Source organism: Thermopolyspora flexuosa (assembly GCF_006716785.1).
Lineage (GTDB): Bacteria > Actinomycetota > Actinomycetes > Streptosporangiales > Streptosporangiaceae > Thermopolyspora > Thermopolyspora flexuosa.
The window spans coordinates 3670959-3695329 of sequence record NZ_VFPQ01000001.1; the positions used below are offsets into that span (position 1 = coordinate 3670959).

Consider the following 24371-nt stretch of genomic DNA (forward strand, 5'->3'; position numbering starts at 1 on the left):
GTTGACGGAGGTTGTCGACGGGATGGGTGTCTCCTGGTGGCTGAGGAAAAGGAAACGGTCCAGGAAACGGCTGCGAACAGGGACGACACCGCGGCCAGGACGGCTGCGGAAACCCGGGGAAAGGCCGCCGGGGCGGGTTCCTTCGGCGCGGAGCTGCGCCGGCTGCGGCGGCTGCGCGGGCTGTCGCTGAGCCAGCTCTCCGAGCTGGTGCACTACAGCCGTGGCTATCTGAGCAGGCTGGAGAACGGCAGGCAGGCGGCCTCCCGCGAGGTGGCCCGCGCCTGCGACCGGGTCCTCAACGCCGGTGGCGCGCTGCTGGCGTGGGTGCCGGACCGCGGCCGGCGCAGGGCGGCCCGCCAAGGCACGACCGGCGAGGGTACGGCGAGCGGGACGGAGGTGCGCTGCCCGTATCCGGGAACCGCCGCCTTCGGCACCGATGACGCCGGCCGGTTCTTCGGCCGGGAACGCGTCGTGGCCCGGCTGGTGGGCCTGCTGGCCGACCGGCTCGGCGGCGGCGGCCCGCTCGTGCTGGCCGCCCCGTCGGGCGCGGGCACCACCTCGCTGCTCGCCGCCGGTCTCGTCCCGGCGCTGGCCCGGGGCGTGCTGCCGCTGCCCGACGCCGCCGTGCCCGGCGTGGTCATGTTCACGCCGACCGCGACGCCGTACCGCACGCTGCTCGACCGGCTCGCCGAGGCGGCCGAGCGGCCGCCCGCCGCGCCGTCACCCGGCCCGGCCACCTCCCCCGACGGCCGGGCGCGGCGCGGTCCGGTGGTCGTCATCGTCGACCAGTTCGAGGAGGTCTTCTCGCGCTGCCGCGACGAGGCGGAACGCGAGCGGTTCGTCCGTCTGCTGTGTGACCTGTCGACCAGCTGGAACGGCGAGCCACCGGCCGCACTCGTCGTGCTGGGGGTGCGGGCCGACCACCTGGAACGCTGCCGGGCCTACCCCGGCCTGGCCGCGGCGCTGCGGGACGGGCGGCTCGACCTCGGCGCGATGCGGCCCGACGAGCTGCGCGATGCGATCACGCGCCCCGCGACCGCCGCCGGGCTGGAGCTGGAACCGGGGCTGGTCGAGCTGCTGCTGCGCGACATCGGCGCCTCGGCGGACGGCTACGACCCGGGGGCGCTGCCGCTGCTGGCGCACGCCCTGCTCGCGACCTGGCAGCAGCGCTCGGGCCGCACGCTCACGGTCGCCGGATACCAGCTCGCGGGCGGGGTGCACGGTGCGGCGGTGGCGGCTGCGGAGCGCGCGTACGCGAGCCTCCGCTCGGCGGACCGCGACCGGGCGCGGCGGCTGCTGCTGCGCCTCGTGCAGGTGGGCGAGGACGGGCGGCTGACCCGCCACCGGGTGACGCGGGCACGGCTGCTGCGCCACGTTCCGGACGCCGTCGGCGTGCTCGACGCGTTCGCCCGGGCCCGCGTGGTCACGCTCGACGAGCACCACGTCGAGCTCACCCACGAGGCGCTGCTGGAAGGCTGGCCCCGGCTGCGCGGCTGGATCGACGCGGACCGCACGGGCCTGCGGATACGTCAGCGCCTCACCGAGGCAGCGGAGGCGTGGGAACAGGACGGCCGCGACCCCTGCCACCTCTACCGGGGGACGCCGCTCACGGTGGCGCTGGAGTGGGCCGCCGACCCGCGGCACCGCCACCAGCTGAGCGCCATGGAGCGTGCGTTCCTGCAGGCGAGCGCGCGCGCAGCCGACCGGGACACGCCCCGCCGGTACGGCCGGCTGCTGCGCCGCCTGATCGCGATGATGGCCCTCGTGCTGAGCGCGGCGATCACCGTGAGCTCGGCCCCGGCCCACCTGGTGAGCCGCCCCGAGACACGGCCACGGCCCACTGCGCCGGGCGGCAAGCCTCGGGGCATGCCCGGCGGCCTCCCCCGCGGGATGGGCCCGGACGCGACGCCGCAGAGCGCCGGTACGGCGGAGCCGCCGGGCTCGCGGGCGTGCACGCGGGCCCCCGGAGCGCCCGCACAACCGGGTGGCGCGGCGTGTCCGAACCGGCACGATCCCGCCGGGGCACGAGCGGGCGACGACCAAGCGGCCGCCGGACGACGGCCGGGGCGGGGGCACGGCCAAGCCGACGTACGTCGCCGCGGCCGTTCCGGACGCCTCCCCGCTCCGCAGCGCCGCCGCGACCGCATGTCAGGGGGCCGGAAACGGCGCGGCCGATCGCCTGCGCTGCCCTGAAGGCGCGGCTTGCCCAATTTCCTGCGCCATGCCGGGGCACATCGCCGGGGATCCCGATTGGGAAGGCTGCCCGGCCTGTCACCGAAAGCGCCGCGCCAGGCCGCGCGGCGCCACGGCACGGCTCAGAACTCGGCCGGGCCGTACAGGGCGGCCGGGGTGCCGGTGCTCATCGCCCAGTAGCGGTCGCCGTACGACCAGTGCCACCACTCGGTGGGGTAGTTGATCAGCCCGGCCGCGCGCAGCGCGGTGGCGAGGATCTCGCGGTTGCGCCGGGCCTCGGCGGAGATGCCGGGGGCGTCGGTGTAGCAGGCGCCGTTGCTCTGCTCGGGTGTGGCGTTGACGGGGGTGCCCATGTCGACCTCGACCCCGTCCTCGGTGCAGAGGGTGAGGTCGACGGCGGCACCCGCGGTGTGCGGGGCCACCTCGATCGGGGAGACGTACCGGCTCGCCGCGACGTGCAGCTCGTCGGGCGTCATGTCCGGGTAGGTGGTGCGGAGCTCCTCCTTGTACTCCTCGAAGTACCGCCGCTGCAGGGCCGGCGGCCGGTAGCCCTCCACGATCAGCAGGCGGTACCCGGCGGGCAGCAGCCGCTGCGCCTCCTCCAGCCGCGTGGCGAGCCCTTCCCGCAGGTGGGCGTAGGCGCCGGCCTCGTCGGCGAGGCGGGTGTCCACCGCGAACCGCCCGCGCAGATCGACCAGGGGCTCACCGATGTCGTCGACCGGAATCGAGGTAACCCGGGGGTCAGAGATGAGAACAATGTCCGCCACGGGAAGCCATTCTCACACAGCGGTTCGGGCGAAAGGGCCGGGACCGGCGAGCCCCGCCGCAGCCGCCCCGGACCCGGGTGCCACGTCCCCCACCCCACGGGCGGCTCACGCCTCGACCGTGGTGGCGAACAGCTCCTCCCGCGCATGATCGAGCGCGACGAGCAGGGCGCCGCGCAGGATCGGGTTGCCCTCGACCTCGGTCACCGCGACCCGGGGACGGCTGGGGCAGATCCGGGCGACGGCCTCCTCGACCCGGGCCGCGAGGGCGGTGCCGCCGGCGCGGCCGACGTGTCCGCCGAGCACGACGAGGCCGGGGTCGAGCACGACGGCGGTGGCCGCGACCCCGACGGCGAGGCGCATCGCCAGTTCGTCGAGGAAGTCCGCGGCGCCGGTCGCCACGGCGGTGCGCACCACGTGGGCGATCCAGTCCGCGGTGATCTCGTCGGGTATCGCCTCGGCGAGGCCGTAGGAGGCGGCGAGGTTCGCCACCGCCTCGCCGCCGACCAGCCGCTGGAACGATCCGGACTGCGGCTCGCTCACGTCGGTGGGGAGCGGCTCGCCGGGCACCGGGAGCCAGCCGACCTCGCCCGCGCCGCCGGTGACGCCCCGGTGCAGCCTGCCGCCGAGCATCACGCCGAGGCCCTGGCCGATGCCGGTCCACAGCAGCACGAAGTCGTCGACGCCGCGGGCCGCGCCGTACGCGCGCTCGGCGACCGCGGCGAGGTTCACGTCGTTCTCGATCATCACGGACCTGCCGAGCGCGGTGCGCAGCCGGGCCAGCGCGCCGAGGTGCCAGGCGGGCAGGTCGAAGGAGAAGCGCACCTCCCCGGTGGCGGGGTCGACCACGCCGCGGGTGCCGATGACGACGGCCCGCAGCCGGGACAACGCCACGCCCGCGCGCTCGCAGGCGCGCCGTACCGCGTCGTGGACGACCGCGGCCGGGTCGCCGCCGAGGTCCATGCTGATCTCGGCGACGGTCGTGCCGGTGATGTCGGCGATGCCCGCGGTGACGGTGTCGGGCAGCACGTCGAGCCCGGCCACGTACGCGCTGGAGGGCACGATCGAGTACAGCGCGGCGTTCGGGCCCCGGCCGCCGGGGCGTTCGCCGCTGACCCTGACGAGCCCCTTCCGCTGCAGCCGGTTGAGCAGCTGCCCGGAGGTCACCTTGGACAGGCCGGTGTGCCTGCCCAGCTCGGCCCGGGTGAGCGGGCCGAGGGTGAGGAGGAGCTCCAGGGCCGCGCGATCGTTGAGCTGGCGCAGCAGCCGGGGTGTGCCCGGGCGTCGGGTCAAGATCGGCCCCCTGTCGTCACGGTCGGCGTTCGCATTTTTTAAGAAAGTTTCCTGTTAGTTTAGCCGCTTCCCGGCCCGTGAGAACGGAGACTCCCCGGTACGGCGTGCCTCAGGAGCCCGCGAAGATCGCCTCTCGCGCGTGCTGGAGCGCGGCGAGGACCGCGCCGCGCAGCACCGGGTCCTCGGTCACCGTGGTGGTGACCACCTTGGGGTGGATCGGGCACATCCGGGCGACCGCGTCGGCGACCCGGACGGTGAGCGCGTCTCCCCCGGCCTGGCCCACCTCGCCGGCGAGCACGATCAGCTCGGGATCGAGCACCACGCACACCGAGGCAACCCCGAGCGCGAGCCGCCGGGCGATCTCGTCGAGCAGCGCCTCGCCCGCCTCCCCGGCCGCGACCGCCGCGCCCACGCACTCGGCCGCGGTCGGCGCGGCGAACCCGTGCTCGGCGGCGAGCTCGCACACCGCGTCCGAGCTCACCAGGGTCTGCAGGCCCCCGCCGAGCGACGGCGGCCGCCCCGGCCGGGACCGCACGTCCTCGGCGAGCGGCACGCCCGGCACCGGCAGGTAGCCGATCTCCCCGGCGCTGCCCGAGTGCCCGCGGTGCAGCCGGCCCCCGAGCACCACGGCCATGCCGATGCCCCGGGCCACCCACACGAGCACGAAGTCGTCGAGCCCGCGGGCCGCGCCCTCGGCCCGCTCCGCGATCGCCGCCAGGTTGACGTCGTTCTCGATGATGACGTGGGTGCGCAGCTCCCGGGCGAGCGCGTCGTGCACCCCCTCGTGCCAGCCGGGCAGGTCGAAGGAGAACCGCACGTCGCCACTGCGCGGATCCACCACGCCCGGGGTGCCGATGCCCACCGCGTCGAGCCGGCCCAGCGGCACCTTGGCGGCGCGGGACGCCTTCGCCAGCGCGCCGCGGATCATCGCCACCGGATCGGCCGCCGGACGCCCGTCCGGTGTCGTGCCCGCGCCGTACGCGTCCGGGGTGACCCGCGCCCTGCCCCGCACGTCGCCCTTGATGTCGGCGATCGCCGCGGTCACCTCGTCGGGGCCCACGCTCACCCCGCCCACGAACGCGGCGGAGGCCACCACGCCGTACAGCGCAGCGTTCGGCCCGCGGTTGCCGCCCTGCTCGCCGACCACCTCAACCAGCCCGCGTTCCTCCAGCCGGGCCAGCGTCTGGGAGGCGGTCACCTTGGACAGGCCGGTCGCCTCACCGATCTGCCCGCGGGTCAGCGGTCCGGACGTGAGCAGCAGCTCCAAGGCGGCCCGGTCGTTGATCTCCCTGAGCAGCCGGGGCACGCCAGGACGTCGCTTCATTCGCCCGCTTTCTTACTCGCCGTCCCCGATGGTTTACCACAGTCCGTAGCCGGCGCCCATGGGGAGGCCCGGCCAACCCGCCTCTAGCAGGCGGGATAATCAACAACATGCGTCTATCCGCCCGAGTCGACTACGCCCTCCGAGCCGCGGCCGAGCTGGCCGCCGCGGGCGGCGGCAGCCCGATCACCGTCGGTGAGCTCGCCAAAGAACAGGAGATGCCGCCCAAGTACCTGGAGAACATTCTGCTGCAGATGCGCCGGGCGGGTCTCGTCCGCGGTCAGCGCGGCCCGGAGGGCGGCTACGTGCTCGCCCGCCCCGCGAGCGAGATCAGCCTCGCGGACGTGATCCGCGCCGTGGACGGTCCGCTCGCCAACGTCCGCGGGGAACGTCCCGAGCACGTCGGCTACACCGGCGCGGCCCAGTCGCTGCAGAAGGTGTGGATCGCGTTGCGGGCGGCCGAGCGGGCCATCCTCGAGGAGGTCACACTCGAGCACATCGCCTCGGGCGACCTGCCGAAGAAGGTTCTCGAGCTCACCGCCGACCCCGCCGCCTGGGACTGACCGGTGCCCGAGGGCGACGCCGTCTACCGCACCGCGGCACGGCTCCGCGCCGCCCTCGACGGCAGGCCGCTCGTCCGGTCCGACTTCCGCGTGCCCCGGTACGCCACGACCGACCTGTCCGGCCGGACCGTGCTCACCACGGTGTCGTACGGCAAGCACCTGCTCACCCGGATCGACGGCGGCCTCACCGTGCACACGCACCTGCGCATGGACGGAAGCTGGTGGATCCAGCCGGCCGGACGCCGTCTGCCGCCGGGCGACGTGGTGCGCCTGGTGCTGGCGAACGCCGAGCGTCAGGCGGTCGGCGTCCGGCTCGGCGTGGTCGAGCTGCTGCCCACCGAGCACGAGGACCGCGTCATCGGCCACCTCGGCCCGGACCTGCTCGGCCCGAACTGGGATCCCGAGGAGGCGGCGCGCCGGATGCGCCGCCGGCCGGAGGAGACGATCGGGGAGGCGCTGCTCGACCAGCGCAACCTGGCCGGCATCGGGACGATCTGGCGGGCGGAGACGTTGTTTCTCGCCGGGGTCTCGCCCTGGCGTCCGGTGGGCGAGTGCACCGGTCTTGCGGAGATGGTGGCCCGTACGGCACGGCTGATGAAACGTGCGGCTGAGCAGGGCCGCGGTCCGGTCACCACCGGCGACCCGCGCCCCGGGCGGGAACTGTGGGTGTACGGCCGCGACCGCCGCCCGTGCCGGCGGTGCGGAACTGCGATAGCGCGTGGGGAGATGGGCTCACGGCCCTACGAACGGTTGGTCTTCTACTGCCCGGTCTGCCAGCCATGGTGAGGTCGCATGAGGTCCCGGAGCACGGGGTGGCGAAGGGCGAGCCGAAGAGCACTCCGTGCGGTCCCGGGCGGGCACGCCCGGTGGAGGTGTCCGCCGTGACCGTGTGATCCGGCGGCGCAACGCGCGCAGGGGCGCGCGGCGTCGAGGGGAGGAGCCGGTCAGGCGGCGACCATGTCCTTGACCTCGGGGAAGCCGTCGAACTCCGGACCGGGAACGGCGTCCGGGATCGGCAGGCGCTCGCGCTCGGGCACCTCCGCCATCACGGGCGCGTGCTGGAGCTCGGCCAGGGCGAACTGGTCGGACACCTCACGCAGCACCTGCGAGAGCGGGACGCCGAGGGCGCCGCAGATCGACGCGAGCAGCTCGGAGGACGCCTCCTTCTGCCCACGCTCCACCTCGGACAGGTAGCCGAGGGAGACTCGTGCCAAGGTCGAGACCTCGCGCAGGGTGCGACCCTGGCGCACCCGCAGCCGCCGCAGGACGTCACCGAGCAGCTGACGCAGCAGGACCATCTGTCGCTCCCTCCCGAGCGCGGGCGGCGCCTTGGCCACTCCCCGCGCGGCCGGCTCCTGTCGACCGTTCTTTGCGCTCCTCTTGTACATACTCCCCAGCCGCAGATTTGGTTCGTTCGGCCCCTTCGCCGGGGGCGTTACGGGTTGACTCCTCGCCGGTGGCTCACGGACCTCACTCACAGCTCCCACCGTACCTGTAACGACCGACGTGACGGCAGACCAAGGTGGACATGTTCGCTTGGGACGTAACGTGGTAATCAGCCAAATTCGTTCTCTGATCTCGACTCAAGCACGTCACACAGCAGGTCAACGGATTCCCGCACGACCTGCAGCCGGATCTCGGCTCGCTCCCCGGAGAGCACCGGGTCGCGGTGCCACAGCCGGTCGCCGGGGCCGCTCACCGCGATGTGCACCGTCCCGACGGGTTTGCCGTCCTGCGGGTCCGGCCCGGCCACGCCCGTCACCGCCAGGCCGTAGTCGGCCCCGGTGAGCCTGCGCACCCCGGACGCCATCGCCGCCGCCACCCCGGGATGCACCGCGCCCTCCCGTTCCAGCAGATCGGCCGGTACGGCGAGCAGCCGGTGCTTCAGCTCGGTGGCGTAGGCGATCACGCCCCCGCGGAACGCGGCCGACGACCCTGCCGGGACGGTCAGCGCGGCTCCGATCATGCCGGCGGTGATCGACTCCGCCACGGCCACCGTCCTGCCGGCCTGCACCAACAGCTTCAGCGCCCGCGCGGAGGCGTCCCGCAGCCCCTTATCCACAAACATTTCCATCGCCACCGGCATTCCCCCGACCGACCTGATCATCACCTGTCTCCGCCGCGGCCGCCGTTCCGGCCGGTCCGGCGGGTGCCTCCGCGGCGCGGGCCCGCCGCGCCACCTGGCGCAGCCGTACCGCGCGGACGACGTAGTCGGCCCCGGTGACCGTGGTCACGAGCACCGCGGCGCCCATGGTGAGCCAGCGCAGCGCCTCCGGCGCCCCGGGGAGCAGGTAGAGCGAGATCGCCAACACCTGGAGCACGGTCTTGATCTTGCCGCCCCAGCTCGCCGGGATCACGCCGTGCCGGATCACCGCGAACCGCAGCAGCGTGACGCCGATCTCCCGGCCCATGATCAGCACGGTGACCCACCAGGGCAGCTCGCCGAGCACGGACAGGCCGACGAGCGCGGACCCGGTGAGCGCCTTGTCCGCGATCGGGTCGGCGATCTTGCCGAAGTCGGTGACCAGCCCGTAGCGCCGGGCGAGCTCGCCGTCGAGCCGGTCGGTGAGCGAGGCGAGCACGAACACCGCGAGCGCCGCGTACCGCCACCTGTCGCCCGGCAGGAACAGCAGCACCGCGAAGAACGGCACGAGGAACAGCCGGACCACGGTGACGGCGTTGGCGACGTTCCACAGGCTCACCCTGCGGCCCACCACGGGACGCAGCGGCTCGGCACCGGTGCCCGGCTGATCGGTCACGGCCCGGCCTTGACCTTGGCGATGAGGTCCACGCCCTCGGCGTCGACCGCGACGGCACGGACGAACTGCCCGGGAGCGAGCCCGATGCCCTGGACGGTCACCGACCCGTCCACCTCGGGGCCCTGGTGGTCGGCGCGGCCCTCGAAACCGCCGTCGCCGAGATCCTCCTCGATCAGCACCCGCAACTCCTCACCGATGCGCTCCTCGGCACGCTGCGCGTTCAGCTCCTCGGCCAGCTCCGCCAGCACCGAGACCCGCTCGTCGATCACGTCCTGGTCGAGCTTGCCGTCGAACCCGGCCGCCTCGGTGCCCTCCTCGTCCGAGTAGCCGAACACGCCGATCACATCCAGCCGCGCCTCCTGGAGGAAGCCTATGAGCTGCTCGAACTCCTCCTCGGTCTCGCCGGGGAAGCCGACGATGAAGTTCGACCGGATGCCCGCCCGCGGGGCGCGCTCGCGGATGCGCTCGAGCAGCCCGAGGAACCGCTCGGGGTCGCCGAACCGGCGCATGCGGCGCAGCACGGTGGGGCTGGCGTGCTGGAACGACAGGTCGAAGTACGGCGCCACGCCCTCGGTGCCCGCGATCACGTCGATGAGGCCGGGCCGCAGCTCGGCGGGCTGCAGGTAGCTGACCCGCACCCGCTCCACGCCGTCGACCGCGGCGAGCCGCGGCAGCAGCCTCTCCAGGGCGCGCAGGTCGCCGAGGTCCTTGCCGTACGAGGTGGAGTTCTCGCTGACCAGGACGATCTCCTTGACGCCCTGCCCGGCGAGCCAGCGGGCCTCGGCGAGCACCTGCTCCGGCGGGCGGGACACGTGCGCGCCGCGGAACGACGGGATCGCGCAGAACGTGCACCGGCGGTCGCAGCCGGAGGCGAGCTTGAGCGAGGCGACCGGGCCGCCGGTGAGCCGCCGCCGCATGAGCCGGGGGCCGCTCGCCGGGGTCGGCACCGCGGCGTCGTCCTCGGCGGCCTGTGACGCGGTGATGTGGCCGGGCACGTGCCGGGCCTCGCGGTGCCGCTCGACCGGGGTGATCGGGAGCAGCCGGCGGCGGTCGCGCGGGGTGTGCGGCTTGACCGGCCGCCCGGCGACCACGTCGTCGAGGACCGCGCCGATGTCCGCGTAGTGGTCGAACGAGATCACGGCCGCCGCCTCGGGCAGCGCCTCGGCGAGCTGCTTGCCGTACCGTTCGGCGAGGCACCCGGCGGCGACCACCTTGGCCCCGGAGTCGGCCGCGGCGAGCAGCGTGTCGATCGAGTCCTGCTTCGCCGACTCGATGAAGCCGCAGGTGTTCACGACGACGACGTCGGGCGTGTCATCGTCGTCGGCGATACGCCACCCGGCGGCCTCGAGCCGGGCGGCGAGTTCTTCGGAGTCGACCTCGTTCCGGGCACAGCCCAGGGTGACGAGCGAGGCGGTCCGGGACGGGGTACGGCGAGCAGACATGGCGTGCTCTACGGTAGCGGGAGTTACCCACCACGCGGCGCACCTCCCCCGCCCGGATGTGCCCTTGTCGCCTCCGCGGCCGGGCGCAGGGCCTGCTCAGCGGGCCCGCGGCGGCCGGAACGTCCTGGTGACACGCTCGCCCGGTTCCCCAAGGGGGGCGAGGTTCCTGCCGTTGACCTTCAGCCGCACCGCGGCCGCGTCGTCCACGGTGAGCGTGATCCTGCCCTTCGCCCGCCACTCGGAGGTGCTCCCGGCCATCAGGTCGCCCCGGAACAGGCGCTTGCCGTCCGCGTCCCGGACCACCAGCCGGGTGGTGCGGTCCGCGGTCACCTGCAGCGTGACCTCGGGCACCACGGCCGCGGGCGGCCGGGACGGCGCGGCGGACGGCGCCGCGACCCGGCTCGGGGTGGCGGCCGGCTGGGCGGGGGCGCGGCGCAGGTCTGCGGACTCCACCCCGCCGCCGGTGCCGCTCAGCAGCCGCGCGATGCCGAACGCCACGACGAGGATGAGCAGGAAGGCCAGCGCCGTGGTCCAGTTGAAGGTACGGCGTTCCCGCAGCTTGATCGGGATCTCGGCGAGGAAGACCTCGGCCGCGCGGACCGGCTTGGGCGCCCCGCCGCACTGCTCGTCGTACTCCTGCAGGACCGGCCCCGGGTCGAGCCCGATCGCCCGGGCGATGTTGCGGATGTGGCCGCGGGTGTAGAAGTCGCCGCCGCTGATGGAGAAGTCGTCGTGCTCGATGGCGCGGATCACCGGCTCGCGGATGCGGGTGCGGAGGCTCAGCTCGGCCACGGTCAGGCCGGCCTCCTCGCGGGCGCGCGCCAGCTTCGCCCCGATCCCGCGCGGCCGCGCCTCGCCGTCCCGCACGGCGGTGGCGCCGCCGCGCGTGCCGGCCGTACCGGTCCTGCCGGTGACGCCGCCGCGCGTGCCGGCCGCCGGCGTGCCGACGGCGCCGAGCCGCGTCATGCCCGGCTTCACGTCCGCCGCGGCGCCCCGGGCGGTGTCGCCCGCCGTCGCGCCGGGCCGCCGCCCGTCGGCCGCTCCGATGTCCCTCATCTCGGCTCTGACCTCGGAGCCTGCGACGCCGCTCGCGCCGCCGCTCCCGTGGCCGCTCCCCCCGACACTCTCCGTGACGCCTTCGGTGTTGCCGCTCATGGGCGCCTCCCGCTGTTCCCCCGCGCCCGGCGCACTTTCGATCACTGTCGTCTCTGTGGTACCCGCCACAACGAAATGTAGTCATTCGCATTCAATCAGTGATTGAAGGGCGGGTCGCGTGGCGCGGTGCACCGCGCAAAGGGTGGGTACGGCCGGCAGGCGGCGCCGTACGCGGCGCTATTCGCCGCGCAGCGAGGCGAGCAGCCCGGGCAGCTCGTCGGGCTTCACGAGGACCTCGCGGGCCTTGGAGCCCTCGCTGGGGCCCACCACGCCGCGGCTCTCCAGCAGGTCCATGAGCCGGCCCGCCTTGGCGAAGCCGACCCGCAGCTTGCGCTGGAGCATCGAGGTCGAGCCGAACTGGGTGGTGACGACGAGCTCGGCGGCCTGCAGCAGCAGCTCGAGGTCGTCGCCGATGTCCTCGTCGATCTCCTTCTTCGCCTTGGCCCCGCCGAAGACGTCCTCGCGGTACTCGACCTGCATCTGCGCCTTGCAGTGCGCGACGATGTCCGCGATCTCCTTCTCGGAGATGTAGGCGTTCTGCAGCCGCATCGGCTTGCTCGCGCCCATCGGCAGGAAGAGCGCGTCACCCTGGCCGACGAGCTTCTCGGCGCCCGGCTGGTCGAGGATGACCCGCGAGTCGGCGAGGCTGGAGGTGGCGAACGCGAGCCGGGACGGCACGTTCGCCTTGATCAGGCCGGTGACCACGTCGACCGACGGCCGCTGGGTGGCGATCACCAGGTGGATGCCGGCGGCCCGGGCGAGCTGGGTGATCCGCACGATGGAGTCCTCCACGTCGCGCGGGGCCACCATCATGAGGTCGGCGAGCTCGTCGATGATCACCAGCAGGTACGGGTACGGCCGGTACACGCGCTCGCTGCCGGGCGGCGGGGTGAGCTTGCCCGCGCGCACCGCCTTGTTGAAGTCGTCGATGTGGCGGAACCCGGTCGCGGCGAGGTCGTCGTACCGGCGGTCCATCTCGCCGACCACCCACTCGAGGGCCTCGGCGGCCTTCTTCGGGTTGGTGATGATCGGCGTGATCAGGTGCGGGATGCCGTCGTACGCGCTCAGCTCCACCCGCTTGGGGTCGACGAGCACCATGCGCACCTCGTCCGGGGTGGCGCGCATGAGGATCGAGCTGATCAGCCCGTTGATGCAGGTCGACTTGCCCGCGCCGGTGGCGCCCGCGATGAGGATGTGCGGCATCTTCGCGAGGTTCGCCACGATCGTGCGGCCCTCGACGTCCTTGCCCAGACCGACGATCATCGGGTGGTGCTCGGCCGCCGCCACCGGCGAGCGCAGCACGTCGCCGAGGGACACCAGGTCCTTGTCGGTGTTGGGGATCTCCACCCCGATCGCCGACTTGCCCGGGATCGGGGACAGGATGCGCACGTCGGCCGACTTGACCGCGTAGGCGATGTTCTTGGTCAGCGCGGTGACCTTCTCCACCTTCACGGCCGGGCCGAGCTCGATCTCGTACCGGGTGACCGTGGGCCCGCGGGTGAACCCGACCACCTGCGCGTCGATGCCGAACTGCTCGAGCACGCTGGTGAGCGCCTCGACCACCATGTCGTTCGCCTTGGTACGCGGCTTCGGCGGCGTGCCGGGGCGCAGCAGGCCGAGGTCCGGCAGCGTGTACGAGCCCGCATGGGGCGACAGCACGAGCTGCTCGACCTTGCGCGGGGCGGGTGTGGGCAGCGGCGGCTGGCTGCGCGGCTTGGGCTCGGGCGGCGGGGCCTGATCCTCGTCCGCGAGCCCCGGGATGATCTCCGGCGCGTGCGCCTCGCTCGCCGCCTCCTTCTCCGCGATCACCGGGCTGTCGTAGGGGCGGTCGCTCTCACCCGGCTCGGGGACCACGGACTCCCGCCGGGGCCGCTTGGCACGCCGCTCGGCGGCGGGCCTCCCCTCCTCGTCACCGCCTCGGCGCTGCCGGGACCGGCCGCGGGTGCGGGCCGTACCCCGCTCGAAGAGCATGTGCCGGATGTCGGCGAGCCGTTCCGGGATGCGGTACACCGGGGTGGCGGTGATCACGAGCACGCCGAACCCGGACAGCATGAGCAGCAGCACGATCGTGACGAACGACGGCAGGATGCTGTCCGGCGGCGCGGACACGAGGAACCCGAGCAGGCCGCCGGCCTCGGACACCGCGTCCATGCCGTCGTTCGGCCCGCCCGACGGGTACGGCGTGCCGTGCGCGACGTGCACGATGCCCAGCACGCCGAGCATGAGAGCGGTCCAGCCGATGCTCATCCGGCCGGTGTCCTGGCTCTGGTCCGGGTGGCGCAGCAGCCGCCAGGCGAGTGCGGCGAGCATGATCGGCAGCGCCCAGGCGAGCGAGCCGAACACCCCTCGGGTCACGGCGTTCACCGTGGACGAGACCGCGCCGGTGGGGGTGCGCCAGATGAGCGCGGCGAGCGTGATCGCGCCGGCGAGCACCGCGAGCCCGAGGCCGTCCCGCCGGTGCTCGGGGTCGAGTTCCCGCGCCCCCTGCCCCACGGCCCGTACGGCACCGCCGATCGTGTTGGCGAGCAGCAGCCACAGCCCGACGATGAGCTTGCCGATCGCGGTGAACAGCCAGCCGATCGGGTCGGAGTGGGCGTGTACCGGCCTGCGGGCCGGGGCGCGCCCCGACGTGCGGGCACCCGCCCGCTTGGCCGTACGTGCGGACGCCCCGCCTCTCGCGGGGGCGGACCCTCGGGAGGACTTGGCACGGGCCGCCGATCCCCTCGGCTTCCCGTCGGACGCACGGGTGGCCATGATCCGAGGCTAGCGAAGCATCCCCGGCAAGTGACGGAGGCACGCGGGAAGCATCCCGACTGCCCCTGAATCCCACCTTTCGCTAGCCTGTTTCAACACATAAATCCGTATTCCATTACACGGAACACTTGCCCGAGGGGCGCCTCACCGCGCGGCCCGATGCCGCGGTGCCTCCACCGGGACGCCGTGAGGCGAAGGGAGCACGCCATGGACGTCGTCGTGATCGGTGAGCCGCTCGTGGAGTTCTCCGCGGCCCGCCCGCTCACCGAGGCCGTCGACTTCCGCCTCTCCTTCTCCGGCGACGCGTTGAACGCCGCCGTCGCCGCCGCGGCCGCGGGCGCGCACGTCGCCCTCGTCACCCGCGTGGGCCGCGACGAGTTCGGCGAGCGCCTGGTCGCCTTCGCCGCCGCGCACGGCGTCGACACCCGCTGGATGCGCCCCGGCGACGGCCCCACCGGCGCCTACGCCGTCGGCGCCGACCCCACCGGCGAACGCGCCTTCGCCTACCTGCGCGCCGCCAGCGCCGCCTCCCGCATGACCCCGGCCGTCCTCGACGACGTGCCCTTGGACGCGACCCGCGTCCTGCTCGTCAGCGGCATCACCGCCGCCATCTCCCCCACCTGCGACGACCTGGTACGGCAGGCCGTACGCCGGGTCCGCGAGTCCGGCGGCCAGGTCGTCTACGACCCGAACTTCCGCTCCCGCCTCACCACCGCCCAGGCGGCCCGCGCCACCCTCGCCGCCGTCGCCCCGCAGGCCACCCTGCTCACCCCGTCCTGCCCCGGCGACAGCACCGCCCTCCTCGACACCGCCGACCCGGCCGAGGCCGCCCGCGCCTGCCACCGTCTCGGCGCCCCCGCCGTCGCCGTCACCCAGGGCCCCGACGGCGTCCTCCTCAGCACCACCGACGAACCGCCGGTCACGATCCCCGCCTTCCCCGCCCGCGAGATCGTCGACCAGACCGGGGCAGGCGACGCCTTCGCCGGCACCCTCGCCGCCCGGCTCGCCCGCGGCGAACCCCTCCCCGCCGCCATCCGCGCAGGCATGGCCGCCGCCGCCATCTCGCTGTCCGGACAAGGCGGCACCGGCCGCATCGCCACCCCGGCGGAGGTGGACGAACTACTGCGGATGCCACTCCCTCCGGCCGCAGGACGCGACCGAGCGCGCTCGTCGTCGTAGGTGTCACGGCCGTATCCGGCCCGCGCCTCAGCCCCAGAAGTCGCCGTGCCTCCCTGCTGCGCGAGACAGCGAGCCCGTGGTCATTCGGCGGCGAAATCGAACTCGCCTTCCTTGACACCCGCGATGAAGGCCTGCCACTCCTCGCGGGAGTACACGATCACCGGACCATCAGGACGACGGCTGTGCCGTACCGCGACACGCCCAGAACCGTCGGCCAGGGGGCCAGCCTCAACACAGTTGCCACCGCCGCCGTCGCTTTTCGTACTGATATGCCATGCGACCTTGGCAAGTTCGTCAGGGCTGAGAGGCTGGTGCTGTGAACTCATTCGAACTCCTCCGCGATTTCCGATATTAGGTGGGCCGACTCGTCTGGAGAAAGCGCAGCCTCGCGCAATTTGTCGTACGTAAGCGTCAATCGTTCTGTTTCTGGCGACTCAACGTATATCGCGCCTGTTGGTGTCTCCACGTACCCGACCGACGGGAGTGGTTCCTCCATCGTGAAGACACGGAAGGCGCCGGTAGGACTGGCATGTGCGCCAGCAGAGAAAGGGAGTACTCTGACCTCGATATTGGGCTTCTTGGCCTGCTCTGAGAGGTGGCGAATCTGGGCTGACATGCATTCGCGTCCACCGACCTCACGACGCAGGGCACCTTCATCTATGATCACCATTAGTCGTGGTGGTTCATCTCCGCTCAGTATCCTCTGGCGAGCCATGCGGAGATCGAGCCATCCATCGATCTGCTCATCGTCAGCGTCGAACTCAGCCGCCGAGATGAACGCCCGTGCGTAGTCGGGCGTTTGCAACAGACCAGGCAGGTGGGTGTTGTCGAACGCTCGAATCTCTTTTGCGCGGGACTCCAACCACACATAGTCCACGAACGCGCCATCGAGATCCTTCGAGTAGCCCTCCCACCAGCCCTTCTGCCAGACGTCTTGACTGAGACGAAGCAGGGCATCGCGTCGACGGCTGTCGGAGACCCCATAGAGATCCAGTAGCGCCATCAGATCGGGGCGTCGTATTGGGTATTCGCCCGTTTCGAATCGGGCCACAGTGCTGGGGTTGCGCTGCAGGTACTCGGCGGCCTCCTTGAGCATCATGTTGTTTGCTTCCCGGAGCTCCCGAAGCTGCTGCCCGAGCCACTGCGCCCGCAACGTCGCCCTCTTCAAGGACGCCATGCTCCACCCTCCGTTTGTCCCACACTCTGACGACTTGCACAAGAAGGCGATTGCACAGGAGCCCACTTGTTAAGCCGCCTTACCCGCGCCAGCATACCGATCGTAAAGAGAGTGCAACGCAGAGTAATCGGAATGTCCTAGATGCCCGGAAAAAGGGGGCGAAAGGACTCCAAATACACACAGAAAGGCTGAGGATGGACCGCTTGCGAGGCACTGCCATCCCCAGCCCTAATCGGAAAGGAAGCACTCGGCATGGAGCACTTCTCTGGTTCCGATCACCCGACTGTCTACCACGGCTCTGGTGAGAACGGGAGCCCGGCGACACCTCTCCCTGTTGCGGGCTCAGTCGAGACTCAGGTGAGCGAGCACGTGCGGGCGTTGCTCGGCACGCCTCGCATGTTCGCGCTGGTACGGGACGACGACGAGGACGGAGCCGAGGTCGTGGCCTACGGACTCAGCTTGCCCGGGGGCGACGCAGCAACCATCGGCGTCCGGCGACCGACATTCGGTTACTGGACCAGCGCCCAGAGCGCCGCCCGCCGACTCCGCTCGGAACTCATCTGGCTCGAGGGGGATGGACGACTGTCCACGTCGTGATGGACTCGACCGGCGTATGGGCCTCGGCGGCTTGCCCGAGGCCCATACGCCACTGGTGAGGCCTGGTGAGGGTGTCCGGCGGCGGGATAGACGAACAAACGAAAGCCGACCACGCGTTTTGCCGACCTGACCAGAGCGACGGTCAACTCCGAACGGCTCGCGCTGCCAGGCGCGACGTCACCTCGCCCGTGAGCAGGTCGTGCACGGTGAACCGGCCGAGTTCCTCGGCGACGGCGTCGGCGACCGCGTGGTCGAGGGCGGTCAGTGAGCGTTGCACCTGACGGCCGACCTCGCAGGCGGGGTTGGGGCCGTGGAGGCCGAGTACCGGGTCGTCGCCTTGGAGCAGACGCCAGACCTCGGCGAGGGTGATGGCCGTGGCGGGGCGGCCGAGTTCCCAGCCGCCGTTGACGCCGGGGCGGGAGCGGACCATGCCGGCCGTACGCAGCGGCCCGAGGACCCGGCGCACGTGCACCGGATTGACGTTCGTGCTCGCCGCCAGCTCGTCGGAGCTGACGGGACGCTCGCCGGCGACGCCCGCGAGGTACGTGAGCACGTGCACGGCGACCGCGAACCGGGTGTTCGTCGATCGGGCCATGGCCCCATCTTGCCATACGTAACCGTCGCGGCTACAGTTCTCGGGCGTAAATCGTAACCGTCACGATTACGAATGGGACGGACATGACCATCGCGATCACCGGTGCCTCCGGCGGGCTCGGCCGTAGCACCGCCGAGCGTCTGCTGCAGCTCACCGACCCGCGCGACGTGGTGCTCACCACGCGCAACCCGGACGCGCTCGCCGACCTCGCCGAGCGCGGCGCGCAGGTGCGGCGGGTCGACTTCAACGAGCCGGGCACGTTCGCCACCGCGTTCGCGGGTGTGGAACGGCTGCTGCTGATCTCCACCGACGCCATCGGGGCCCGGCTTGACCAGCACCGTGCGGCCATCGCGGGGGCGGCCGAGGCCGGGGTGCGGCACATCGTGTACACCTCGGTGCCGGAGCCGGTGCCCGGCAACCCGGCGCTCGTCGTTCCCGACCACGCCGGCACCGAGCAGGCGCTGCGCGAGAGCGGCCTGAAGTGGACGATGCTGCGCAACAACCTGTACGCGCACATGCAGGTCCCCGCCATCCAGCAGATGATCGCCACCGGGCGGTACGTGACCAACACCGGCGACGGCGCGACCGCGTACGTGACCCGTGAGGACTGCGCCGCGGTCGCGGCGGCGGTGCTGACGCAGGACGGGCACGAGGACCGTGCGTACGACGTGACCGGCCCGGAGGCGTTCACCGCCGCCGACCTCGCGGCGCTCGCGGAGAAGGTCGGCGGCCGCCCGGTGGAGACGGCCATCCTCGACGACGACGAGCTGACGGCGCAGCTGCAGGCCGCCGGGCTGCCCCCGGCGGCGGCGCAGGCGATCGTGTCGTTCGGCGCGGCGACCCGCCTCGGCTACCTCTCGCGGGTCACCTCGGTCGTCCCGGACCTCACCGGGCGCCCGGCGACCCCGCTCGCGGACCTGCTCAAGGACGCCTCGCCGGCATCATGACCGGCGACGCCCGGGGCAGGGCCCCCGTAGTGCTGCTCGGCGCGCTGGTCGCGCTGGCGCCCCTGTCCATCGACGCCTACCTGCCCGCCCTGCCGCGCATCGCCACGGACCTGGAGGCCACCCCCTCAGGGGTGCAGCTCACCGTGACCGCGTGCCTGGTCGGGCTCGCCTGCGGGCAGCTGGTGGCCGGGCCGCTCAGCGACAGGTACGGCAGGCGGCGGCCGCTGCTGGCCGGGCTCGGCGGATACACCGCGGCGGGGGTGCTGTGCGCCGTCGCGCCGGACCCGGTGAGCCTGATCGTGTTCCGGCTGCTGCAGGGCGCGGGCGGCGCGTTCGGGCTGGTGATCGCCTCCGCGGCGGTCCGCGACCGGTACACCGGCGCGGCGGCGGCCCGCGTGTTCTCGTCGCTGATGCTGGTGAGCGGGCTGGCGCCGGTGCTCGCCCCGCTCGCGGGCGCCCAGGTGCTGCGGTTCGGGGACTGGCGCACCGTGTTCCTCGGGCTCGCGCTGCTCGGCGGCCTGACGCTCGCCGGATGCGCCGTCGCGTTCCCCGAGACCCTGCCTCCGGGACGGCGCGGAGCCGAGCGGGCGCGGTACACCGCCCTGCTGCGGAGCCGGGCGCTGCTCGGGTACGCGGCGGTCAACGCGCTGGTGTTCGCGGCGATGTTCGCCTACATCGCGGGCTCGCCGTTCGTGCTCCAGCGGATCCACGGCATGTCCCCGCAGCAGTACGGCGTGGTCTTCGCCGTCAACGCGTTCGGGCTCGCCGCGGCGGCCCAGGTGAACGGCAGGCTGGTGCGCCGCCTCCACCCGCGCACCCTGCTCGGGGCCGGAGTCGCCATCGCGGCCGCAGGCGGCGTCGCGCTCCTCGTGGTCGTGCTCACCGGCGCGGGCCTGTGGCCGCTGCTCGCGGCCCTGTTCCTCGTGGTCACCAGCGTGGGCCTGGTGATGCCGAACGCACCGGCCCTCGCCCTGCACGACCACGGCGGGAACGCGGGGGCGGCCGCGGCGCTGGTCGGCTTCGCCCAGTTCGTCGTCGGCGGCCTCGTCGCGCCGCTCGCCGGGGCCGACGGCGTCGAAAGCGCGCTGCCCATGGCCGTCACCGTCGCCGTACTCGGGCTCGCGGCGGCCCTCACCTTCCTCCTTCTCCGGCCCGCTGCCCGCCCTGCGCGGCCCAAGGAGGAGGTACGGCCTGCGGCGTCACGGCGGTGAGGCTCCCGGCGGGGCATCCCTGACGACAAGGCCGGGCGGGGACGACCTGCGCTCCCCGCTCGGCCCCGCCAACGGGTACGCCGGATGGCACGGCCGCGCACCGGCCGGTGCGCCGTACCGCACCGGGGCCGGGTCAGGAGCGGACGGTGAGCGGGGCGCCGAGGGCCTGGGAGGCCTCGCGGGCCGCGGCGACGACCTCCGGGCCGAGGGCCTCCAGGTCCTCGCGGGAGGCGTCGAGGGCGAGGGCGGAGACGGAGATGCCGCCGATGACGCGGCCGGTGTGGTCGAACACGGGGGCGGCCACGCAGCGCACGCCGGGCTCGTTCTCCTCGTCGTCGACGGCGTAGCCGCGGGCGCGGACGCCGGCCAGATGAGCGAGCAGGTCCTCGTCGCTGGTGATGGTGTTGGGGGTGCGCGGCTCCAGGCGGGTGCGGGCCGCGATCCCCAGCACCTCCTCGTCGCCGAGCTGGGCGAGGATCGCCTTCCCGATGGCGGTGGAGTGCAGGCACAGGCTCATGCCGACCCGGGAGGTCATCTGGTACGGCCGGCGGCCCTCGAGCTTCTCCACGTAGACGGCCTCGTCGCCGTTGCGGATCGCGAGGTGCGTGGTGTAGCCGGTGCGGTCGTGCAGCGCGCGCAGCGCGGCGGCCGCCTGCCGGGCCGGGTCGAAGCGGTTCATCGCCCGCGCGGCGAGGGTGAGGATGCGCGGCCCCGGCTCGTAGCCGCCGGAGCCGTCCGGCCGGGCGAAGCCCCACTCGACCAGCGACTGCAGGATGCGGTGCGCGGTCGACTTCGACACCCCGGCGGCGGCCGCGATGTCGGTGAGCCGGTGACGCTCGGCGACGGCCTCCAGCACGGCCAGCGCCTTGTCGATCGAACTGCCTTCCCTCACCACGCATCGAGCCTACTCGCGACGCCTTCCCGGCGGATCCGAGGCGACGGGCGCCCGAGAAGGGAGAGGACGCCGAGACGGAAGCGATCCGTGGCCGATTGTGTGCGAATAGTTATCACAGCCGGTTGCGCAAAGCACCGGCCGACGGGGGTGGCGTGGTTACGCTGCTCTCATGCCGGACGCCCAGCCCCTGGAACCCACTGATCCGGCCCGGCTCGGGCCGTATCGGTTGACCGGACGCATCGGCTCGGGTGGCCAGGGGGTCGTCTATCTCGGCGAGGCCGAGGACGGTTCCGCCGTCGCGATCAAGTTGTTCCACGCCTCGATCGGCGCGGACCACACCTTGCGCGACGCGTTCACCCGCGAGCTGGAGGCCGCCAAGCGGGTGGCCCGGTTCTGCATCGCCCAGGTGCTCGACTCGGGCATGGTCGGCGACCGCCCGTACATCGTGAGCGAGTACGTGCCGGGCCCGTCGCTGCAAGCGGTGGTGACCGAGGAGGGGCCGCGCACGGGCGGCGCGCTCGACCGGCTCGCGATCGGCACCGCGACCGCGCTCGTCGCGCTGCACGACGCCGGTGTGGTGCACCGGGACTTCAAACCGCAGAACGTGCTGCTCGGCCCGGACGGGCCGCGCGTGATCGACTTCGGCATCGCCCGCGCGCTCGCCGCGACCGGCACCGTGACGACCGCGGTGGTGGGCACGCCCGCCTACATGGCTCCAGAACAGTTCAAAGGGGGCGAACTCGGCCTCGCCGTGGACGTGTTCTCCTGGGCGGCCACGATCGCGTTCGCGGCCACGGGGCGCCCGCCGTTCGGCGCGGACTCGCCGGCCGCGATCATGAACCGGGTGCTGAACGAGCCGCCGGACCTCGGCGGCGTGGAACCCCCGCTGCGGGACCTGCTCGCCGAGTGCCTCGCCAAGAACCCGGCGGACCGGCCGTCCGCGCACCGGATCCTCGACCGGCTGGTACGGCGCAACGGGCACGCGGCCGCGGAGAGCGGCGCGCCGGACATCCCGCCGGCGGCCGCGCCAGTGGCGGAGGTCGACGCGGCGGACCGAAAGGCCTCGGCGGGCGGGGCCACCGACCCCAAGGACGACACCGGCGCCCGGCGGCGCAGTCGGCTGCTGCCGGTCGCCGCGGCGGCGGCCGCGGTGACGGCGGGGGCGGCGATCGTGCTGGCGAACCCGTCGGCGTTCGGCCTGTGGCCGGACGGCCAGGAGCGCGCGGCACCGGCCGTCCCGCGGTCCTCCGGCACCGCGATGCCATCCCCCACGGGCGCGTCACCGACCGGCACCGGCGGCTCCACCGGTCGCGGCGCCGGGGCCACCGCCCCCGGCGTACCGGTCGAATCCCCCCGGGCCGCCTCCAGGGGCGTGGCCACCTCGCGGCCCATCGCGCGGCCCACGGGCCCCGGATCGACGCCCACCTCGGGACCGTCGTCGAAGCCGTCCGCCGGGCCCACCGAGACGCCCACCGGGACGCCCACGTCGGCCCCCACCCCGGACGAGACGACGCCGCCCACGACCTCGCCGCCCCGGCCCGTCGAGCTCGGCCCGGTACGTCTCACGAGGTACTGCCGGTCGCTCGGCTGGGAGTGGGCGGAGTACCGCACCTGGCCGCAGCCCGGCGCCTACTGCGTGACGCGGCGGGGTGAGACGATGCCGCTCAGCCCGGAGCAGCGCGACGAGGCGTGTCGCCGGTGGTACGGCGAGCCGAAGGCGTTCCACCGCTACCGGGGCCGGGCCAACTGGTGCTACGTCCACGTCTGACGGCCCGGACGCGACGGCGGGCCGACCCGCCCCGGCCGGTGCGGGCGCATCGGCCGGGGAGCCCGGCCGGTGTCAGACCTCGATCACCACGGGGATGATCATCGGCCGGCGGCGGAAGGTCTCGTTCACCCACCGGCCCACGGTGCGCTTGACCACCCGGCGGATCTGCTGCGAGTCGGTGACGGCGTTCGCCGCCGCCTCCTCCAGCGCCTGCTCGATCTGCGGGATGATCTCGTCGAACGCCTCGACGGCGATGCCGGAGCCGCGGGCGTGGATCTCGGGGCCGCCGAGCAGCTTGCCCGTGGTGGAGTCGATCGCGATGACGATCGAGACGAAGCCCTCGTCGCCGAGGATGCGCCGGTCCTTGAGCGCCACGTCGGTGACGTCGCCGACCGAGGTGCCGTCCACGTACACGTAGCCGCACGGCACCGCGCCGGTGATCCGGGCGCGGCCGTCGACGAGGTCGACGACGACGCCGTCCTCGGCGATGACGATGTTCTCCTCCGGCACGCCGGTGAGCGCGGCGAGCTTGGCGTGCGCCCGCATGTGCCGCCACTCGCCGTGGATCGGCATGAAGTTCGACGGGCGGGTGAGGTTGAGCACGTACAGCAGCTCGCCGGCGGCGGCGTGGCCGGAGACGTGCACCAGGGCGTTGCCCTTGTGCACGACCTTCGCCCCCCAGCGGGTGAGCCCGTTGATGACCTTGTTGACCGCGGTCTCGTTGCCCGGCACGAGCGACGAGGCGAGCAGCACGGTGTCGCCCTCGGTCACCCGGATCGGGTGGTCGCGGTTCGCCATCCGGGACAGCGCGGCCATCGGCTCGCCCTGGGAGCCGGTGCAGATGAGCACCACCTCCTCCGGCGGCCACTCCTCGATCTCCCGCGAGTCGACCAGCAGGCCGGCCGGGACGCGCAGGTAGCCGAGGTCGCGGGCGACGCCCATGTTGCGCACCATCGAGCGCCCGATGAACGCGACCTTGCGCCCGTGCGCCTCGGCGGCGTCGAGCACCTGCTGGACGCGGTGCACGTGCGAGGCGAAGCAGGCGACGATGATGCGCTTGGACGCGGCGCGGAACACCTCGTCGATGACCGGCGCGATGTCCCGCTCGAACGTGACGAACCCGGGCACCTCGGCGTTGGTCGAGTCCGACATCAGCAGGTCCACACCCTCGGCACCGAGCCGGGCGAAGCCCGCCAGGTCGGTCAGCCGCCCGTCCATCGGGAGCTGGTCCATCTTGAAGTCGCCGGTGTGCAGCACGAGCCCGGCCGGGGTGCGGATCGCCACCGCCAGCGCGTCCGGGATCGAGTGGTTGACCGCGAAGAACTCGAGGTCGAAGGGTCCGAACCGGTCGCGCTGGCCCTCGGCCACCTCGACCCGCACGGGCTTCATGCGGTGCTCGGCGAGCTTGCTCTCCACCAGCCCGAGGGTGAGCCGCGAGCCGACGAGCGGGATGTCGGGCCGCTCCCGGAGCAGGTACGGCACGGCGCCGATGTGGTCCTCGTGCGCGTGGGTGAGCACGCAGGCGACGACGTCGTCGAGCCGGTCCCGGATGTAGTCGAAGTCCGGCAGGATCAGGTCGACGCCCGGCTGCTCGGGGTCGGGGAAGAGCACGCCGCAGTCGACGATGAGCAGGCGGCCGTCGAACTCGAAGACCGCCATGTTGCGGCCGATCTCCCCCAGACCGCCGAGGGCCACGATGCGCAGGCCGTCCTTCGGCAGCGCGGGAGGCGGACCCAGTTCAGGGTGCGGATGACTCAT

The 24371-nt window shown here is 73.2% G+C and carries 22 protein-coding genes; 8 read left to right on the forward strand and 14 right to left on the reverse strand.

Annotated elements, in window-relative coordinates; translation table 11 throughout:
- Positions 1-36 precede the first annotated feature (36 nt).
- The gene (locus FHX40_RS15530) at positions 37-2193 is read left to right on the forward strand and encodes a helix-turn-helix domain-containing protein (RefSeq protein ID WP_142260295.1); all 2157 of its coding nucleotides are present in this window, start codon (positions 37-39) and stop codon (positions 2191-2193) included.
- Positions 2194-2315: 122 nt separating this feature from the next.
- Here the strand turns inward: FHX40_RS15530 and FHX40_RS15535 are convergent, their stop codons facing one another.
- The 3 genes from FHX40_RS15535 to FHX40_RS15545 form a co-directional block, all read right to left on the reverse strand.
- Entirely contained in the window at positions 2316-2960 is a 645-nt protein-coding gene (locus tag FHX40_RS15535; protein ID WP_142260296.1) for a M15 family metallopeptidase, read from the reverse strand.
- Positions 2961-3065: 105 nt separating this feature from the next.
- Positions 3066-4250, reverse strand: coding sequence for an ROK family transcriptional regulator (locus FHX40_RS15540; RefSeq protein ID WP_142260297.1), 1185 nt, complete (start codon positions 4248-4250; stop codon positions 3066-3068).
- Between the two features lie 109 nt (positions 4251-4359).
- Positions 4360-5574, reverse strand: a complete 1215-nt coding sequence (locus FHX40_RS15545) for an ROK family transcriptional regulator (protein WP_142260298.1) — start codon at positions 5572-5574, stop codon at positions 4360-4362.
- Between the two features lie 107 nt (positions 5575-5681).
- On the opposite strand from FHX40_RS15545, the gene FHX40_RS15550 reads away from it, so the two are divergent.
- Both FHX40_RS15550 and FHX40_RS15555 read left to right on the forward strand, forming a co-directional pair.
- The gene (locus FHX40_RS15550) at positions 5682-6134 is read left to right on the forward strand and encodes an RrF2 family transcriptional regulator (RefSeq protein WP_142260299.1); all 453 of its coding nucleotides are present in this window, start codon (positions 5682-5684) and stop codon (positions 6132-6134) included.
- 3 nt (positions 6135-6137) lie between these two features.
- Positions 6138-6920: a DNA-formamidopyrimidine glycosylase family protein gene (locus FHX40_RS15555; RefSeq protein ID WP_142260300.1), complete on the forward strand. Its 783-nt coding sequence runs from the start codon at positions 6138-6140 to the stop codon at positions 6918-6920.
- 158 nt (positions 6921-7078) lie between these two features.
- Here FHX40_RS15555 and FHX40_RS15560 read toward each other — a convergent pair whose 3' ends face one another.
- The 6 genes from FHX40_RS15560 to FHX40_RS15585 form a co-directional block, all read right to left on the reverse strand.
- Complete coding sequence (locus tag FHX40_RS15560) at positions 7079-7432, reverse strand: helix-turn-helix domain-containing protein (protein WP_142260301.1); 354 nt, start codon at positions 7430-7432, stop codon at positions 7079-7081.
- A gap of 257 nt (positions 7433-7689) precedes the next feature.
- Positions 7690-8208, reverse strand: a complete 519-nt coding sequence (locus FHX40_RS15565) for a CinA family protein (protein WP_142260302.1) — start codon at positions 8206-8208, stop codon at positions 7690-7692.
- Complete coding sequence (gene pgsA / locus FHX40_RS15570) at positions 8189-8893, reverse strand: CDP-diacylglycerol--glycerol-3-phosphate 3-phosphatidyltransferase (RefSeq protein WP_373286865.1); 705 nt, start codon at positions 8891-8893, stop codon at positions 8189-8191. Before pgsA ends, FHX40_RS15565 begins: the two co-directional genes overlap by 20 nt.
- Positions 8890-10335, reverse strand: a complete 1446-nt coding sequence (rimO, locus tag FHX40_RS15575) for a 30S ribosomal protein S12 methylthiotransferase RimO (RefSeq protein WP_142260303.1) — start codon at positions 10333-10335, stop codon at positions 8890-8892. Before rimO ends, pgsA begins: the two co-directional genes overlap by 4 nt.
- A gap of 96 nt (positions 10336-10431) precedes the next feature.
- Positions 10432-11391, reverse strand: coding sequence for a helix-turn-helix domain-containing protein (locus FHX40_RS15580; protein WP_170198852.1), 960 nt, complete (start codon positions 11389-11391; stop codon positions 10432-10434).
- Between the two features lie 276 nt (positions 11392-11667).
- Positions 11668-14244, reverse strand: coding sequence for an FtsK/SpoIIIE family DNA translocase (locus FHX40_RS15585; RefSeq protein ID WP_142260305.1), 2577 nt, complete (start codon positions 14242-14244; stop codon positions 11668-11670).
- A 207-nt stretch (positions 14245-14451) separates the two neighbouring features.
- On the opposite strand from FHX40_RS15585, the gene FHX40_RS15590 reads away from it, so the two are divergent.
- Positions 14452-15423, forward strand: coding sequence for a sugar kinase (locus tag FHX40_RS15590; protein ID WP_211350288.1), 972 nt, complete (start codon positions 14452-14454; stop codon positions 15421-15423).
- A gap of 80 nt (positions 15424-15503) precedes the next feature.
- Here the strand turns inward: FHX40_RS15590 and FHX40_RS15595 are convergent, their stop codons facing one another.
- Together FHX40_RS15595 and FHX40_RS15600 are read right to left on the reverse strand one after the other, a co-directional pair.
- Positions 15504-15749 (reverse strand): DUF397 domain-containing protein, encoded by a 246-nt coding sequence (locus tag FHX40_RS15595; RefSeq protein WP_142260307.1) that lies wholly within the window; start codon positions 15747-15749, stop codon positions 15504-15506.
- Positions 15746-16600, reverse strand: a complete 855-nt coding sequence (locus tag FHX40_RS15600) for a helix-turn-helix domain-containing protein (RefSeq protein ID WP_142260308.1) — start codon at positions 16598-16600, stop codon at positions 15746-15748. The genes FHX40_RS15595 and FHX40_RS15600 overlap by 4 nt, the downstream gene beginning before the upstream one ends.
- A 357-nt stretch (positions 16601-16957) precedes the next feature.
- On the opposite strand from FHX40_RS15600, the gene FHX40_RS15605 reads away from it, so the two are divergent.
- Positions 16958-17197 carry a hypothetical protein gene (locus FHX40_RS15605; RefSeq protein ID WP_142260309.1) on the forward strand — a complete coding sequence of 80 codons (240 nt, stop codon included), beginning with the start codon at positions 16958-16960 and terminating at the stop codon, positions 17195-17197.
- Positions 17198-17339: 142 nt separating this feature from the next.
- Here the strand turns inward: FHX40_RS15605 and FHX40_RS15610 are convergent, their stop codons facing one another.
- The gene (locus FHX40_RS15610; RefSeq protein ID WP_142260310.1) at positions 17340-17792 is read right to left on the reverse strand and encodes an Rrf2 family transcriptional regulator; all 453 of its coding nucleotides are present in this window, start codon (positions 17790-17792) and stop codon (positions 17340-17342) included.
- A gap of 83 nt (positions 17793-17875) precedes the next feature.
- On the opposite strand from FHX40_RS15610, the gene FHX40_RS15615 reads away from it, so the two are divergent.
- Positions 17876-18739: an SDR family oxidoreductase gene (locus tag FHX40_RS15615; protein WP_142260311.1), complete on the forward strand. Its 864-nt coding sequence runs from the start codon at positions 17876-17878 to the stop codon at positions 18737-18739.
- Positions 18736-19950, forward strand: a complete 1215-nt coding sequence (locus FHX40_RS15620; protein ID WP_142260312.1) for a multidrug effflux MFS transporter — start codon at positions 18736-18738, stop codon at positions 19948-19950. The genes FHX40_RS15615 and FHX40_RS15620 overlap by 4 nt, the downstream gene beginning before the upstream one ends.
- A gap of 133 nt (positions 19951-20083) precedes the next feature.
- Here the strand turns inward: FHX40_RS15620 and FHX40_RS15625 are convergent, their stop codons facing one another.
- Positions 20084-20842, reverse strand: coding sequence for an IclR family transcriptional regulator (locus FHX40_RS15625; protein WP_170198853.1), 759 nt, complete (start codon positions 20840-20842; stop codon positions 20084-20086).
- Positions 20843-21014: 172 nt separating this feature from the next.
- Here FHX40_RS15625 and FHX40_RS25850 point away from each other — a divergent pair, with 172 nt between their 5' ends.
- Positions 21015-22613 (forward strand): serine/threonine-protein kinase, encoded by a 1599-nt coding sequence (locus FHX40_RS25850; RefSeq protein ID WP_229788362.1) that lies wholly within the window; start codon positions 21015-21017, stop codon positions 22611-22613.
- Between the two features lie 72 nt (positions 22614-22685).
- On the opposite strand, the gene FHX40_RS15635 is transcribed toward FHX40_RS25850, so the two are convergent.
- Positions 22686-24371 (reverse strand): ribonuclease J, encoded by a 1686-nt coding sequence (locus tag FHX40_RS15635; protein WP_142260314.1) that lies wholly within the window; start codon positions 24369-24371, stop codon positions 22686-22688.